Source organism: Bradyrhizobium sp. SBR1B, from assembly GCF_014198205.1.
Classification (GTDB): Bacteria; Pseudomonadota; Alphaproteobacteria; order Rhizobiales; family Xanthobacteraceae; genus Bradyrhizobium.
In genome coordinates this window covers 77,376-90,558 of sequence record NZ_JACIHC010000023.1, presented here as the reverse complement: position 1 = coordinate 90,558, position 13,183 = coordinate 77,376, and the positions used below count along the sequence as shown (strand labels likewise).

The following is a 13,183-nucleotide window of genomic DNA, read 5'->3' as shown; positions in this document are numbered from 1 at the left end:
GCCCATTGGGCATCAGTCAAAACGAATCGGTTCATTCCAAGCTTGAATCACAATCAAGCGGGAATGAGAATCCTGAATCCAAACAGACCCTAGAAAGACCTCAAGATCTTTTTATGTAGAGATTGGTCGCTGCATCTTTGACGAATTGGATTTTGGTACCTGGCTCATTAAGACATCCAATCTGAAGGGCGCTTCGATCATCGCCTTCAGCTGCGATCGCCACATCGTCCCCTTGCAAGAACATGGCTTGTTCTCCCGCCGAAAGCTCCGCCCAAAACCCGTCGGTTGCGGCAACAAATGATTTGCCCGACTCTGCTGTGATTTTGTTTACCTCGCCCGGAATGAATTCTCTCGCTCGGAAGCTTCGTGTCAGCCGGTTCAGGGCAGGACTCCTGGCGATCTCGTCAAACGGAACGTCACCTATCGGATTGGCCAACGTATGGGGCTTGGTGAACCAATGGACCGCGCCGTTTTCCTCGCGGCTTCCTAACAAGCAATCGCCAGCGTGCAGAACGAGCGCCGTCCCTGTGTTCGGCATATGGACGAGCACGTAGCTCGCGCTGTCCCGCGGAAATCGCCAAGATAAGCTGCGATGAGTGCGGCGCAATTGCGCGCTGAGACATTCTACCGTTGCGGCTTCGTCGTTGGCGACGTACCAGTCTACGATATCGCGGATAATCTGGCGAGCAAGGTCACCGCTTGTCGGGCCAGAGGTTGAACCGTCGAGAAGGAGACATAACACGGCATCGGCGCGCACTCCGACTCCCGCGCAATCCGGGTTATCGCGCGTCCTCTTTCCTTGCTCACTGCGCCAGTTGATCTCCATTCCCCTCTCGCTCAGCAGCATTGCATATGGCGACAAAGCGCTCTCGTACAATATCGACGCGGCCTTCAGGTCCTTTGATATTACCTTCGAGAGAATGATCAAAATCCTCATGAGTTAAAAGCGCTTTGAACTTCTCTGCAATGTAGGAGCGAACATCATCGTCTGCGTTTTGGATTTCAGTCACGAGCTCCTCTCGCCCATCAACGACGAGAAGGATATCCTCGATGTCACGGCTGCCTAGGAGATCACCGTTGCCGCGACCAAGATATGCTTCCAACTTTGTCGCCACGAATAGTTCCGGCGTGAGACGCTTGATGTTCAGTGTCTCGTTCAGGGGACACGTGACCGCCGTCTCAATGCCTTTGGCGTACCAGCGATTGCTAAAGCCGAGAATGCTTTCGTCATCCGGCATGAAATCGACCTTGAGTTCGCCGAGCCGCATGCGGCAAATGATCTCGTCTTCCGGAGATTCCACAAACCCCTTCTGACGTAACTGGTCTTGCAGTTGAGCCCATTGCGCATGTCCAACGAGATCAACGATGAGATCCACGTCGTCGGTTGCCCGAACGCCTTCGAGCACGATTTCGTCCGTAATGAAAAGGGCTGTTGTGCAACCGCCAACAAACACCAGCCGCTCGCGCAGATCGTCTCCCAGTGACTGGGCGACCGTTTGCAGCATCTGAAGCAATTGGCCTTTAACGGTGGTCATTTTTTGAGCAGCCTTTCCGATAGGCGCTCGGCCGCGAGCCCCGCCTCCCTTTGATTTCCAAGCCTGACACCATCGATAAGGGCCAGATACTCATACAGGCGATCGTCCTTTTGAATCGCCTGGGGTACGCTTTTGAACAGCGGGTCTATCGCCTGGCCCATGTCTTTGCCTTTGGCATACGGCCAGACGTAAATGTACTCGCCTCCGCTGATCAGAAGATTTTTGAGCGGGGCGGCCGCAAAGGCGGTGGGAATGCCCCGGGTCATCGCACCCGGCTTAGCCGGGAAAACGAACTTCAATCCGTGCACCAGGAAATTATAGAGATTGCGGCGGTTGGGCCTTGCCTGGCCGGATGCCCGATCTTTGACCGCAAGACCCGACGAAAGGCTCCGGTTGATCGAGGCATTGACCTCCGTCTTGCTAATGCCAAGGGCTGCTTCCAGGCCGCGCACGGAGTATGGGTCATCGTGATGCGAAGCCTCTTCGGGATGCGCATCACCCTCGTTTTTGCCCTGTTCAACGCTCACGAGCTTCAGCAATATAACAAGATCTTGACTTTTCATGCAAATTCGCCGTCGTCCGCTGTCCTAGGACTGAGGACAGTCAACCATAGAGCGGGTCTTTTGATCAAGAACAGAACTTACCGCCCACGTGGCGCCGCGAATGATGGGAGGCCAACCACCCCTGATAGTACCTCCGAGTATCCACCACTTCAAATTATTGCTGCTTCAAGCCTGCCCTCACCGATCGGCCGAATTCGTAAGCCCAACCTGCCCGCCAGCGTTTCTAACGAATCCATAACCGCTTCCTTGAGCGAGGTGGTGGCGCTCGTGTGGATTTCCAGCAATAAATCGAGCGCGGCATGCGTGCCGTGCGCGGCGATCATAGAGACAGCTCCAGATGCTCCATTGTAGGAACATCGATCGACGACTCTCTCAAGAAATGGAAGTGGCAGAAGATGCTGTCTTTCACGCAACGTCGTCAGTGCATGCCCAACATGTGCTGCCGTGTCAGAATCTGCAAGATCGATACCGTTCGAATCCAACACCTGCTTCAGTCTCTGTTCGATCGCCGACAAGGCAGCCTCGGATCCGAACCGCGCAAATCCTTCGGCTTGGTTTAGACCGTCGATCGGTTCATAGTCTTCCATGGCCGCCCACTCCTCCAACAGCGGCAGGAAGAGGTCCGCGCCCGGGTGCAGCGGTGCAACATCAATCAACCCTCCCTCGAACATGTCCATCTGAAAAAGGGCTGTCATTCCAAGCACGATGCTGCTGGTCAATCCCGCCCTATCCGATGGAGAAAATGTGCGTTCCTTGAGGCGTAGTATCAAGGTTTCTACCAGTGATCGGGACCGATGATGACCGAAGATCGCAATCGTCGTACGGAGATCCGCGATGGGCAGCCGATCTGCCGCTTCGACCAAGGCGCACATCGAATCGCTGTTGCCATATCGCGCTCCAAAGATCGACAGTCGTCGCCGCAATTCGTCTTGGATGCTGTCGTCCTGTGAGAGAGTTCGACAGATTTCGGCCTTTTGTGCCGGCAGAAGTCCACGCGGCAGATAGCCTAAAAGGTCCAGCTTCTCCTTCATCTTCAGATCGGACCGCATCAAGGCGTCCCTCAGAGACGAGACCGGATCCTTCAGCTTCATGATGATTTCGACGGCAGCGGAGCGCGTGTGATATCCCGGCATTCCCAGCGCGGCCTCGACGAGCGGCATTGCTCGGGGATCCACCGGCGTGGAATGAAGGCCGAAAGCTTCCAAGCGGATGTAAATTGGCAAACGCTCATCAAGCGCGACCGCCAACAGATGTTCATCAGATAGCTGTGCTGGATCTAAATGTCCGATGAGCGAAGATATCGCCTCCAACTCCTTTTCGGACGCGCCGTCGCGTCGCGCACGGGCGACATATATGTCGAGAGCTTCATCACCAAGCGCGCTCACTGCAGGCTGCATCTCGGCAAGATTGAGCAGATGCTCGATATCTCCGGCAAGAAAATCCGCGAGAACCGAACGGGTCAGATCGGGGCTTTTGATCTGCGCGACGATGGTCCCGGCTCCATGGTGCAGCAGCCAGCGGTTGGATAATAGCGCGCGCAACTCGGGAATCATTGGATCACAGAAGGCGGCAGCAATCAGCGCTCCGATCCGACCACGCAGCCGCCAAGCGGCTGAAGGCCATAGTCGACACAATCGCCGTGTAAGTTCAGCTTTCAGCGGCGGCGTCACGCTCATACCGTTCGCGACGCAGCGTGCCATAAGGCGCATCCCGGTACCGAATACGTCGTCTTCCTGCGCCAGGAAGTTTGTAACCAATGGAATCGGATGCGGATGCCTTTCGAGCACAAACTGCAACGTCTGTGCCCACGGCCTCTTCGATGCCGAGGACAGTCGGCCGGAGATTCCCTCCATGCGGAAATCCAGTATGTAACACGCAGCGAGGTATTCCTGGACCACAGGGAATGGAAAGACGAACCGAGCGGGTCCGCTCGGGCGGAGCACGCCGCATGTGATGAGCCTGTCCAGCGCAGGCTGCACGGGCTGACCTAGCCCGAGTGCATTTCGAACCGAAGCTTCCAAACGCCGCGCGTCCACGCCGATCGCTTCGCGCTCCAAGGAATCATAAGCAATCAATTCTGCGATAGGGCGCAGCGCCGCCGGGTCGACCACGGCGCTAACCGCTCCCTTGAACTGCTCCGGACGGAACAGCAGGTGCAGATAAGCTTCGAGCAATTCGGTCCGCTTCGAGGGAAGTTCGCTCACCTCAAGATCCGAACAGAGCAGGATAGCGAGAAAAAGCGGGATGCGGACAAGCCGCCCGAGATCTGGACGGGCCGTGAAGGCTTGTTGCAGTCGTTTTCCGAAGCCGGCATCGTTCGGACGATAAAAGGAAATATACCTGCCGATATCGTCGGTATCCAGCGCGTCCAATTCAACAAGAAATGCGTCCGTCGGCGCCGCAAGCGCCGCGGCGTCGCGAACAGTCAGAAGCCACGGCACGGCCGGATAGCGTAGGGAGAAAGTCTTGACACGCTCGAGCATGACGGCGCGACGGTCGATCGAGACTTCGTCGAGCCCGTCGAAGAAGAGCACCAATAGCCCCGCTTCCGCGGCCCTTGTCCAATCAACGGAGACTTCGAACTGCGCATTCAGCTGGTCCTGAAGAAAACGGCCGACGCCGCCTTCTTGCTTTGCGAGTTCATGAATTGAGATGATTGCGGGAAGCAATCCGCGCTCTGCCGCCGATTTGGCCAGCGCCAGACTCAAGGTACTCTTGCCGAATCCGGGGCCTGACACGACCACGACGCGGTCGAACCCGGCCGTTGGAAAATTCGACACGTTCACGGAGTCCGGCCGGATGCCAAACCAGGGATTCGGCACCTCGTCATCGAAGTCCGCGCGGTGCGAACGATCGTACCGATGAGCGCGGGGCCAAATAAATGTCTCGTCGATCGGCTTGACAACGCCGGTACCGGGAACCTCGATCACAGCTTTACCCGTCAAGACGGAGCGGTAGCTATCGGCGCCCCACCCTTGGGGCTCGCCGATCACCACCCCCTCGCTCCTTAGTCGCTCGAGGAGCCTCGCAGGCTCGAAGGTTCCCCGTACGATTGAGGCCCCGCCGACCATGTCGCGGAGTCGAGCGAGCAACGAGGAGGGATCGCAGTTTGAATCCGGCATCCATAGCGGTGCATGATCACGCTCGATCAGGGCGTGAGAATAGACTTCCACATCGACGCGGGAAAGCAACGCGCGAACGTTGTCGGCGTTGACAGCGTAACCGGCAAGGGCGGTTTCGATCTTGGAGAACAGCGACCGTTGCCCTTCGTTGAGCCGCTTCGTTAAGTATTCTTCGTGGTCTACGGCGTCGGTTGTTCGGCGGCAGCATTCCTCCAAGTCCGCGGCAGTCTTTGACGGTTCTCCAAGAACCAAAAGCAGACGATCCTCAAGTGCTGTCGTAGGTCGAGCCAGTTGCTGCCAGAATTGCTGCCATACGCGGTCCCAGGCGTCGGATGAAACGTCTATCGAACGCTTCGCCTAGATGTAGCGTCGCGATCCATCTCCAAGTAACACCACAATGTCGTCGACGGCCTCAGGTGCTTCCACGCGCACATGCAAGACTCGATCTCGTCTTGCACGGGACCGAAGGTCCACCATCCGGCCGAGATATAAGGCAGCTATCGTGTTCTGGAAGAAAATTCCGGCCTGATTGGCCGGCCCGCCTGCTTCCGCCATTCAGAAATACCCCTCCAACGTTGCGTACTGCGGCGTCTCGCAGTCACCGGCTGCGATATCTCACGACATAGTGTGTCAGTGGCCAAGAAGGAGATTGGTCAAACGTGCTCGGCTCGCGCGCACCCGACACTGATCATTGCTCATGCGTTTCCACTTTCAGGATTGTATCCGATCCAGAGGGCCGGCCATCAATTCCTGCCAAGACGGCCGCTTCACCTCCTCCGTAGGCACACAAATGGACAGGTCGCGTTGCCATCGCCCAAGGCCCTTCACTTCGAAATCAAGCCGAATAGGCAGCCAGTTTTCGGAGGGAACGTTAGCGAGAAGTTCGACTCCGTAGACTTGCTCGACGCACTGTAACGGCGTGTATTGGCGACTATCGAGGGGATCACATAGGGGATTGCGGCCTGACGGATGACCTCCAATTTTAGGATCTGTTCGAGCCATGGAGAGCCTGCGAGCAGGCGAAAATATTTTGGCGAAGCGCGTGCCAAAGTCCCTATGAAATGGGCTTTCGCCTTTTTGACTCGAAAGGCATGTCTTTATCGTTTGTGGGAGCGCAGCAATGCCAGCCACCTCGGCTATCCCGCCATTCTCGGTCGGCATGAGATCATGGTCCTCAGACAGTGCAAAATCCATCGGGAGTTCAGCCGCGGTGATTCGTTCGGCACTCGGATAAATTGGGCACGTTAGCATATGGCCGCCGGTCAGTTCCTTGCTGACGGACGGTGCTGCGCTCAGCACGCGCCCATCACCTGAGTTGATGAGTACATAGCGATCGATCGTCGGCGCCCGTTCAAAGCGCTCGATGAATTTGAGCAGGTCGTGCAGGTCCCCTTCGACGAAATTCTGCAAATGTAAACGCCATTGCGATTTTGTCGACGCCGAGTAACTCGCCGCAGAAGACAATATCTGGCCCGATAGCGATAAGGTCGAGCGAGGATTCGCCACCCCGTAGCGCAGCCCGATGCTTGCGGTCGCAGTCAAGTTCGTGCTCGCGCTTCATCGCTCGAAGCATATCAGGAGTGTAGGTGACTTCGTCCCTGTCGATAAGATCCGCATGATGGGCACACAGCCAGATGCCGTTCGAAATGTCCGCGCGTTTCTCTGGCGTCATCGCGGCGAGGTAGCGCCGTCCGCCAGGGGCGGCTGCATGAATATGCGCGGCCTTTCCAGTCATGTTGACGGCGTCGGGTGATTCGTCGCTCGGACCCGAAGTCGTACGCTTGCAACCACGGAAGGAGCAGAGATTGCTGGCGCGGAGCCTGAGTGCGTCTTTTGTCTTTCGCGAGAATTCGTCTCGATTGCTCATTGGCCCCCTGGAGCGGCTTAGGCCGAACAGGCGAATAGGACAGATCGATGCGGCATGTATTCACTATTATCAAGACAATTCGCGTCACGGCGGCTAGGGTCCTCAACTGCCCAGCTGACAGCGCCATACGCCGCACGGAAGCTGCCCGCACCAGATCGGCTCTTCCGAGAGCCGTTCCCACGAGATTATTGCCGAGCAAGCAAACAGCCTGATACGATTGCGAGATCAACGGAAGTGCGACTCCGAATGCCGAATCCCTTCATCAGCGTGATCCTCGCGCATTATCCCAGCATCGAGCAACTGCGGGCGACGACAGAACTCGAAATCGAGCGCGCGCTGCTGCGCTGCATCGTTGAATATTGCGCAGACGGAATGCATCCCATGATAACGCGGGATGCAATTCCCACGCTGCTGCTTGAGGACGGCGGCTACGCTTATAGCGTTCAGACCAAATCGGATCTCGAGCGCGTCATTGCCAGAGCGTGGAAAGGGTTGGAAGACGGCGGCCTGATCGAGGAGCCTGATTCTTATAACGGAAAAAATGGATATCGCGTGCCGTCGGCTAAGGGCAAGAGCGCACACGCGGCAACTGACTACACAGGTGTCCGAATGCGGACTAGGTTTGCGCGCGAGATGTTCCATCCAAGCTTGCCCGACGCCGCTTGGAACGCATTTTCTGTCGGCGACTATGACACAGCAATTTTCGAAGCCTTCAAATCGCTCGAGGTTGCCGTGCGAAACAAAGGCTCGCTTGCCAGCACGGATTTTGGCGCCGCGCTCATGAAGAAGGCCTTTGACCCTGACAATGGGCCTCTTCGCGAAGTGGCAGCGCCACGTTCTCGCAGAGTAGCCCGCTGTGATCTGTTTACGGGAGCATTCGGCGAGATTCCTAACCCTAAGGGCCACAATGATCCGACGATCACCGACACGTTAATCGCTGTCGAAGAACTGATGACGGCGGGCGTGCTGCGTCGGATCGTCGATAACGCGTAGAGCGTACGCAACGCCAGTTAGTCTATCAGAACGCGGGACTTTGCTCGTGATCCGATGCTTGTGCCGAAGCAGTTGTCGAAGCGCTATCCGTGCTACAGCGTGATCGATAATGTGTTAGTATGCGACTGCGGGATCATTCGGTCCTGTCGAGATATATAAGGAAGATCTCATCCCCATTGCATATCCCCGTCCAACATGACGGGCCGGCTAAGAGATTGTTTCTAAATGCAATTTCTCTTCCAACTTGGTTGATGCACAACCATCCCTCAGGCGATCCCTCGCCCTCGCAGGCGGATATCCAGATGACGAAGGCGATCATCGACATCGCCAATCCGCTCGGGATTGCCGTGCACGATCACATCATCGTCGGCAAGAGCGGACATGCCAGCCTGCGCGGGATGCGGTTGATCTAGGGCGAGATACCGTCCGTCGCGATGCGCGTTGCGGCCGCTCACCTGAACTCGATGATCGCTCAGTAGCAATACCTGTGATCGACCCGGACGTAGTAGCCGTCCGGCCTCTGCATGTAGCAGCCGCGCTGATAGGCGTAGTAGCCGGAGCGGCGGCGCTCGCCTTCGGAGGCGATCGCGGCGCCCGTGCCGGCGCCGACGACGGCACCGATGGCAGCACCGCGGCCTCCGCCGAGCGCGCCACCGAGGATCGCCCCGCCGACGCCGCCGATGATCGCGCCGCCGATGGCATCCTGGGCGGCGGCCTCATGCACCGGCACCGCCATCGCAACCGTCAGACACACCGCCATTCCAACAGCTCGAAGCATCCCGAATCCTCCCGGTTGATGCCGCCAGTCATAGCGCTCGGGACGGCGCCGGACCAGACCAATTGTCGCAGCCAGCGCGGGGCCTCAGGCCGAAGGACCCTTGCCCAGGGCAAACGAGAGCACGATCGCGTCCGGTGCCTGCTTGAATTCCCTGGTCACCGTCTCGCGCACGAGGCCGGCGAGGTCGCCCAACGGCTTGGTCTGATAAAGGCCCGGAAACATGACCGTCACCGATGCGAGGCGGCCATTGCGCCAGTTGAAACCGACCTGCGGCCTGACGCCGGTCGATTGCTCGAGATCGCCCTCCACGGCCCGTGCGTGCTGCATTCCGTCTTTCAGCGCGCCAAAGGCATCGCAGCCGGACAGGGCAAAGGCGAGGACAATGACGACGACGGCTCTGAACATCGAGGGGCCCGAACGGAATTCATGCTCTACGCTGGATTGCAGCGACCGTATCATGCACCATGTCATGCAGGCCACAGAAAAGACGTGGCGGCCGCCGAGCCGGCGGCGCACTTGCCTCCAGGCCTAAGATTACGGTTCGACCCAGCGCTGCACGGCCTCGACGGTATCGGCGGGCGTGGTGTTGAAGCAGATCGCAGCGTCAGGCGCGAGGCGGTGGACGAGGTTGAGCACCTTCTCGAACAGCACGAGGCGCTCCTTCGGCTCGCGCAGGCCGGCGCCGATCACGATGCAGTCGAAAGTCTCGTCGCGGAGCGCCGCCGTGACGCTGGCTTCCGCGGTGGCGTCGAGATCGATCAGGCAGCTCGTGACCTCGAAGCCGAGATCGCGCAGGCGCAACAGCTGCGCCTCGATGTAGGTTCGCACGAGCTCCGGCGTGAGCTGCGGGAATGCGCTGTAGTCGGCACTGCCGGGTTCGATGCCGATCGCGAGGACGCGCTTGGCCATGCCGGATCTCCCAACGAAATCACCTCTTCCGTCAACGAGATGCCCGGTCTGCAGGTTCCGCCTTCGCGTGGCGTCATTCGGCGGCAACGGATGTGGGGCCGCCTATTGCCGCAGCATGATCAGGGGGTCGGCGGTATCGGGGACGCGCCGCCATTGCGCGTTGTCGTCGGCCTCGAACTGCCAGACGTTGCCCGATTTCGACATCAGGATGATCTGGCCGCGCTCCAGCCGCCATTGCGTCGGGTTGAACTGCGCGATGGCCGCCTCGCATTTCGGCTTGAGGAAGACCTGGAAATTGTCCTGGCCGGCTTCGGTGTTGGTCAGCGTCAGCCCGCAGACCGGCTGGCCGTTGCCGCGCACCATCGACCAGTCGCCGATCATCTGGTCCATCGACTTGGCCATCGAGCGGGCCGCGGCGAGATCCTGCAGGATGTAGACGCCCTCGCCCTGCCGCAGGCCCTCGAAGATGCCGGCCTCGACCTCGGTGAAGTCGATCACGGCTTCACCGCTCGCATCCTGCAGACGGACGATGTCGAGGCCCCTGACGCTCCAGGCGACGATGTCCTTGGTGAAGGGCAGCGCCGCCTTGCAGGCCGGCTCCAGCTCGAGCTTGAAACCCTGCCCCGCGGCATCGCCCTTCATCGTGACGACGCAGGTCTTGCTGCGCTCGGTGGTCGATAGCTCCCACTGCCCGAGCATCTCTTTCTTCAGGCTCGTTGCATCCTGCGCAGGCGCAGCGCCGATCGCGGCCAAGTGGGCCGCGACGGCGAATGCAACGACCCGAAGAATTTTCATCAGCGCCCCTTGAACGGCGTTTCGGCAACCGGCGTCAGCGGCGCCTTGCCTGAGAACCATGACTTGAGGTTGTCGACCACGAGCTGGTCCATCGCGTTGCGCGTCACCACCGAGGCCGAGCCGATATGCGGCAGCAGCACGACGTTCTGCATGGTCTTGAGCTCGTCCGGCACAGTCGGCTCCGCCGCGAACACGTCAAGGCCGGCGGCCAGGATGGTGCCCGACTTGAGCGCCTGCACAAGCGCCGGCTCGTCGACCACCGAGCCGCGTGCGACGTTGACCAGAACGCCGCGCGGGCCGAGCGCCTTGAGCACCTCGGCATTGATCATCTTGTTGGTCGAGGCGCCGCCGGGCACGATCACCATCAGCGTGTCCACCGCCTTCGCCATCTCGATCAGATCAGGGTAGTGCTTGTAGGAGACGTCCTTGGACGGGTTTCGCGAGTGGTAGACCACCGGCACCAGCGAGGCATCGAGCCGGCGTGCGATGGCCTGGCCGATCCGGCCCATGCCGACGATGCCGACCTTGCGGTCGCGCAGCGAGCCGACGCTGAGCGGATAGTTCTGCGTCTGCCAGAGCCCGGAGCGCACGTAGCGGTCGGCCTTGATGAATTCGCGCAAGGTGGAGATCAGCAGGCCCATCGCGACGTCGGCGACCTCCTCGGTCAGCACGTCGGGCGTGTTGGTGACGATGATGCCGTGCTCGGCCGCGTATTTGGCATCGACGTGATCGTAGCCGACGCCGAAGCTTGCCACCATCTCGATCTTGGGCAGCTGCGACAGCGAACCCTTGTCGGCACGGACGGTGTGATAGGTCACGGCGACACCGCGGATCTTTTCGCGGATCGCCGGCGTCAGCCGTTCGAGGTCGCCGTGCGTCTCGGCCTTGTGCACGACGAAATGGTCGGAAAACCCGTTCTCGAGGATCGGCCGCACCGGCCCATAGATCAGAAGGTCGATCTTTTCGGACGAAATCGAACCGGCAGCCATCAGTTTTCCTTTCCAAGCGCGCTTTCATGCCAGCGCCGTAAAACGAGGTGCGAAACTAGCGCCAGCACCCCATAGATGACAATCCCGGCAAGCGACAACAAAAGCAGCGCTGCGAACATGCGGGGTATGTTCAATCGATAGCCTGATTCCGCGATCCTGTAGGCAAGCCCGGAGCCGGCGCCCGCTGTTCCGGCCGCGATCTCGGCCACGACCGCGCCGATCAGCGACAGGCCGCCTGCGATGCGCAGGCCGCCGAGAATGTAGGGCAGTGCCGCGGGCAGCTTGAGAAAGCGCAGCGTCTGCGGCTTTGAGGCGCCATAGAGCTGGAACAGGCCGGCAAGGTTGCGATCGACCGAATTCAGCCCGAGCGTGGTGTTGGACAGCACCGGGAAGAAGGCGACAATGAAGGCGCAGACGACGACTGCGGTTTGCTGCTCCAGGTAGATCAGGAGCAGCGGCGCAATCGCGATCACCGGGGTGACCTGGAGGACGATCGCATAGGGAAATAGCGAGTATTCCACCCATTTCGACTGGTTGAACAACAGTGCCAGCGCGATGCCGCCGATGCTGGCCGCGGCAAAACCTTCGAGCGTGGTCAGAAGCGTGGTGGCAAGCGATTGTGACAGCACCGCCCAGTCCTTGATGAGCGTCAGGACGATGACGGAGGGCGCCGGCAGCACGTAAGGCGGGATGTCCTTGATGCGCACCACCAGTTCCCAGGCGAGGATGCCGGCCGCGAACACGATGACGGGAAGCCCAAAGCGCATCGCGCGTTGCGCGCCTCGCGGTTTTGCGGTGACGGGGGCTTGCGCGTTCATAACGTCGACTGCCCCGAATAGGATGGCGCCAGCGCCGCCGAGACCTTCCGGCAATAATCGGAATAGGCCGCGGAGGTGCGAAACGCCTCGCCGCGCGGCTCGACCGTCTCGATGCGGATATCGGCCTGGATGCGGCCGGGCCGCGCCGTCATCACCACCACGCGCTGCGACAGATAGACGGATTCGAACACCGAATGGGTGACGAAGATGACGGTCTTGCCGAGGCTGCGCCACAGCGCGAGCAGATCATTGTTGAGGCGGAAGCGCGTGATCTCGTCGAGCGCGGCGAACGGCTCGTCCATCAGCAGGATATCCGGATCGGTGACCAGCGCGCGCGCCAGCGACACCCGCATTTTCATGCCGCCGGAGAGCTCGCGCGGAAAGGCATCGGCGAAATCGGCGAGCCCGACGCTGGCCAGCGCCGCGTCGGCACGCCCGCGCGCCTCGGCCTTCGGCACGCCGGCGAGCCTCAGCGGCAGCCGCACATTCTCGCGCACGCTGGTCCAGGGCATCAGGGTCGGCTCCTGAAACACGAAGCCGATGCCGTGGCCCGGCAGCACCTCGCCTTCGTGACGCGCCACCCGCACGATGCCTGACGACGGCGCGCTGAGCTCCGCGATCAACCGCAGCACCGTCGACTTGCCGCAGCCGGACGGACCCAGCAGCGAGATGAACTCGCCCTTGCGGACAGTGAGGTCGAACGGGCCGAGCGCCATGACGCCATTGTCATAGGTCTTCGTCACGCTGCGCAGGCTGACGGCGAGATGCGTCAGGCCGGCGTCGGCCGCGGACGAGGTTTTGCCTGATGACATCG

Annotated in this window: 15 protein-coding genes; 2 read left to right on the top strand and 13 right to left on the bottom strand. The window is 59.9% G+C overall.

The features are described 5' to 3' along the window. Nucleotides 1-100: 100 nt before the first annotated feature. The 6 genes from GGD61_RS35640 to GGD61_RS35615 form a co-directional block, all read right to left on the bottom strand. Entirely contained in the window at nt 101-826 is a 726-nt protein-coding gene (locus tag GGD61_RS35640; protein ID WP_183232089.1) for a protein phosphatase 2C domain-containing protein, read from the bottom strand. Next, entirely contained in the window at nt 804-1,535 is a 732-nt protein-coding gene (locus GGD61_RS35635) for a hypothetical protein (protein WP_183232088.1), read from the bottom strand. The genes GGD61_RS35640 and GGD61_RS35635 overlap by 23 nt, the downstream gene beginning before the upstream one ends. Next, nucleotides 1,532-2,098, bottom strand: a complete 567-nt coding sequence (locus GGD61_RS35630; RefSeq protein WP_183232087.1) for a hypothetical protein — start codon at nt 2,096-2,098, stop codon at nt 1,532-1,534. The genes GGD61_RS35635 and GGD61_RS35630 overlap by 4 nt, the downstream gene beginning before the upstream one ends. 149 nt (nt 2,099-2,247) lie before the next feature. Continuing rightward, complete coding sequence (locus GGD61_RS35625; protein ID WP_183232086.1) at nt 2,248-5,472, bottom strand: NACHT domain-containing NTPase; 3,225 nt, start codon at nt 5,470-5,472, stop codon at nt 2,248-2,250. Nucleotides 5,473-5,931: 459 nt separating this feature from the next. Beyond that, nucleotides 5,932-6,630, bottom strand: coding sequence for a hypothetical protein (locus tag GGD61_RS35620; RefSeq protein WP_183232085.1), 699 nt, complete (start codon nt 6,628-6,630; stop codon nt 5,932-5,934). Beyond that, nucleotides 6,572-7,087 carry a hypothetical protein gene (locus tag GGD61_RS35615; RefSeq protein ID WP_183232084.1) on the bottom strand — a complete coding sequence of 172 codons (516 nt, stop codon included), beginning with the start codon at nt 7,085-7,087 and terminating at the stop codon, nt 6,572-6,574. Before GGD61_RS35615 ends, GGD61_RS35620 begins: the two co-directional genes overlap by 59 nt. 246 nt (nt 7,088-7,333) lie before the next feature. Between GGD61_RS35615 and GGD61_RS35610 the strand changes: the two genes are divergently transcribed. Both GGD61_RS35610 and GGD61_RS35605 read left to right on the top strand, forming a co-directional pair. Beyond that, nucleotides 7,334-8,080 (top strand): TIGR02391 family protein, encoded by a 747-nt coding sequence (locus GGD61_RS35610; protein WP_183232083.1) that lies wholly within the window; start codon nt 7,334-7,336, stop codon nt 8,078-8,080. Nucleotides 8,081-8,199: 119 nt separating this feature from the next. Further along, the gene (locus GGD61_RS35605) at nt 8,200-8,493 is read left to right on the top strand and encodes a JAB domain-containing protein (RefSeq protein WP_409362484.1); all 294 of its coding nucleotides are present in this window, start codon (nt 8,200-8,202) and stop codon (nt 8,491-8,493) included. A 59-nt stretch (nt 8,494-8,552) separates the two neighbouring features. Here GGD61_RS35605 and GGD61_RS35600 read toward each other — a convergent pair whose 3' ends face one another. The 7 genes from GGD61_RS35600 to GGD61_RS35570 all read right to left on the bottom strand — a co-directional run bounded on the left by GGD61_RS35600 (nt 8,553) and on the right by GGD61_RS35570 (nt 13,181). Continuing rightward, nucleotides 8,553-8,858 carry a hypothetical protein gene (locus tag GGD61_RS35600; protein ID WP_026201668.1) on the bottom strand — a complete coding sequence of 102 codons (306 nt, stop codon included), beginning with the start codon at nt 8,856-8,858 and terminating at the stop codon, nt 8,553-8,555. An 84-nt stretch (nt 8,859-8,942) separates the two neighbouring features. Beyond that, nucleotides 8,943-9,263 (bottom strand): hypothetical protein, encoded by a 321-nt coding sequence (locus GGD61_RS35595; RefSeq protein ID WP_092261243.1) that lies wholly within the window; start codon nt 9,261-9,263, stop codon nt 8,943-8,945. A 129-nt stretch (nt 9,264-9,392) separates the two neighbouring features. Beyond that, nucleotides 9,393-9,767 (bottom strand): hypothetical protein, encoded by a 375-nt coding sequence (locus GGD61_RS35590; RefSeq protein WP_092261244.1) that lies wholly within the window; start codon nt 9,765-9,767, stop codon nt 9,393-9,395. Nucleotides 9,768-9,869: 102 nt separating this feature from the next. Beyond that, nucleotides 9,870-10,562 carry an AprI/Inh family metalloprotease inhibitor gene (locus GGD61_RS35585; RefSeq protein WP_092261245.1) on the bottom strand — a complete coding sequence of 231 codons (693 nt, stop codon included), beginning with the start codon at nt 10,560-10,562 and terminating at the stop codon, nt 9,870-9,872. Beyond that, nucleotides 10,562-11,551, bottom strand: a complete 990-nt coding sequence (locus GGD61_RS35580) for a 2-hydroxyacid dehydrogenase (RefSeq protein ID WP_092261246.1) — start codon at nt 11,549-11,551, stop codon at nt 10,562-10,564. The genes GGD61_RS35585 and GGD61_RS35580 overlap by 1 nt, the downstream gene beginning before the upstream one ends. Continuing rightward, on the bottom strand, nt 11,551-12,369 hold the full coding sequence (locus tag GGD61_RS35575) for an ABC transporter permease (RefSeq protein WP_092261247.1): 819 nt from the start codon (nt 12,367-12,369) through the stop codon (nt 11,551-11,553). Before GGD61_RS35575 ends, GGD61_RS35580 begins: the two co-directional genes overlap by 1 nt. Beyond that, on the bottom strand, nt 12,366-13,181 hold the full coding sequence (locus tag GGD61_RS35570) for an ABC transporter ATP-binding protein (protein ID WP_018316417.1): 816 nt from the start codon (nt 13,179-13,181) through the stop codon (nt 12,366-12,368). Before GGD61_RS35570 ends, GGD61_RS35575 begins: the two co-directional genes overlap by 4 nt. Nucleotides 13,182-13,183 lie beyond the last annotated feature (2 nt).

Excerpts from the sequence above, each read along its gene's own strand:
- GGD61_RS35605 (WP_409362484.1), top strand. The coding sequence starts at position 8,200 with ATGCGACTGCGGGATCATTCGGTCCTGTCGAGATATATAAGGAAGATC.
- GGD61_RS35640 (WP_183232089.1), bottom strand. The coding sequence starts at position 826 with ATGGAGATCAACTGGCGCAGTGAGCAAGGAAAGAGGACGCGCGATAAC.
- GGD61_RS35600 (WP_026201668.1), bottom strand. The coding sequence starts at position 8,858 with ATGCTTCGAGCTGTTGGAATGGCGGTGTGTCTGACGGTTGCGATGGCG.
- GGD61_RS35615 (WP_183232084.1), bottom strand. The coding sequence starts at position 7,087 with ATGAGCAATCGAGACGAATTCTCGCGAAAGACAAAAGACGCACTCAGG.
- GGD61_RS35635 (WP_183232088.1), bottom strand. The coding sequence starts at position 1,535 with ATGACCACCGTTAAAGGCCAATTGCTTCAGATGCTGCAAACGGTCGCC.
- GGD61_RS35595 (WP_092261243.1), bottom strand. The coding sequence starts at position 9,263 with ATGTTCAGAGCCGTCGTCGTCATTGTCCTCGCCTTTGCCCTGTCCGGC.
- GGD61_RS35610 (WP_183232083.1), top strand. The coding sequence starts at position 7,334 with ATGCCGAATCCCTTCATCAGCGTGATCCTCGCGCATTATCCCAGCATC.
- GGD61_RS35580 (WP_092261246.1), bottom strand. The coding sequence starts at position 11,551 with ATGGCTGCCGGTTCGATTTCGTCCGAAAAGATCGACCTTCTGATCTAT.
- GGD61_RS35575 (WP_092261247.1), bottom strand. The coding sequence starts at position 12,369 with ATGAACGCGCAAGCCCCCGTCACCGCAAAACCGCGAGGCGCGCAACGC.
- GGD61_RS35630 (WP_183232087.1), bottom strand. The coding sequence starts at position 2,098 with ATGAAAAGTCAAGATCTTGTTATATTGCTGAAGCTCGTGAGCGTTGAA.
- GGD61_RS35585 (WP_092261245.1), bottom strand. The coding sequence starts at position 10,562 with ATGAAAATTCTTCGGGTCGTTGCATTCGCCGTCGCGGCCCACTTGGCC.
- GGD61_RS35570 (WP_018316417.1), bottom strand. The coding sequence starts at position 13,181 with ATGTCATCAGGCAAAACCTCGTCCGCGGCCGACGCCGGCCTGACGCAT.
- GGD61_RS35590 (WP_092261244.1), bottom strand. The coding sequence starts at position 9,767 with ATGGCCAAGCGCGTCCTCGCGATCGGCATCGAACCCGGCAGTGCCGAC.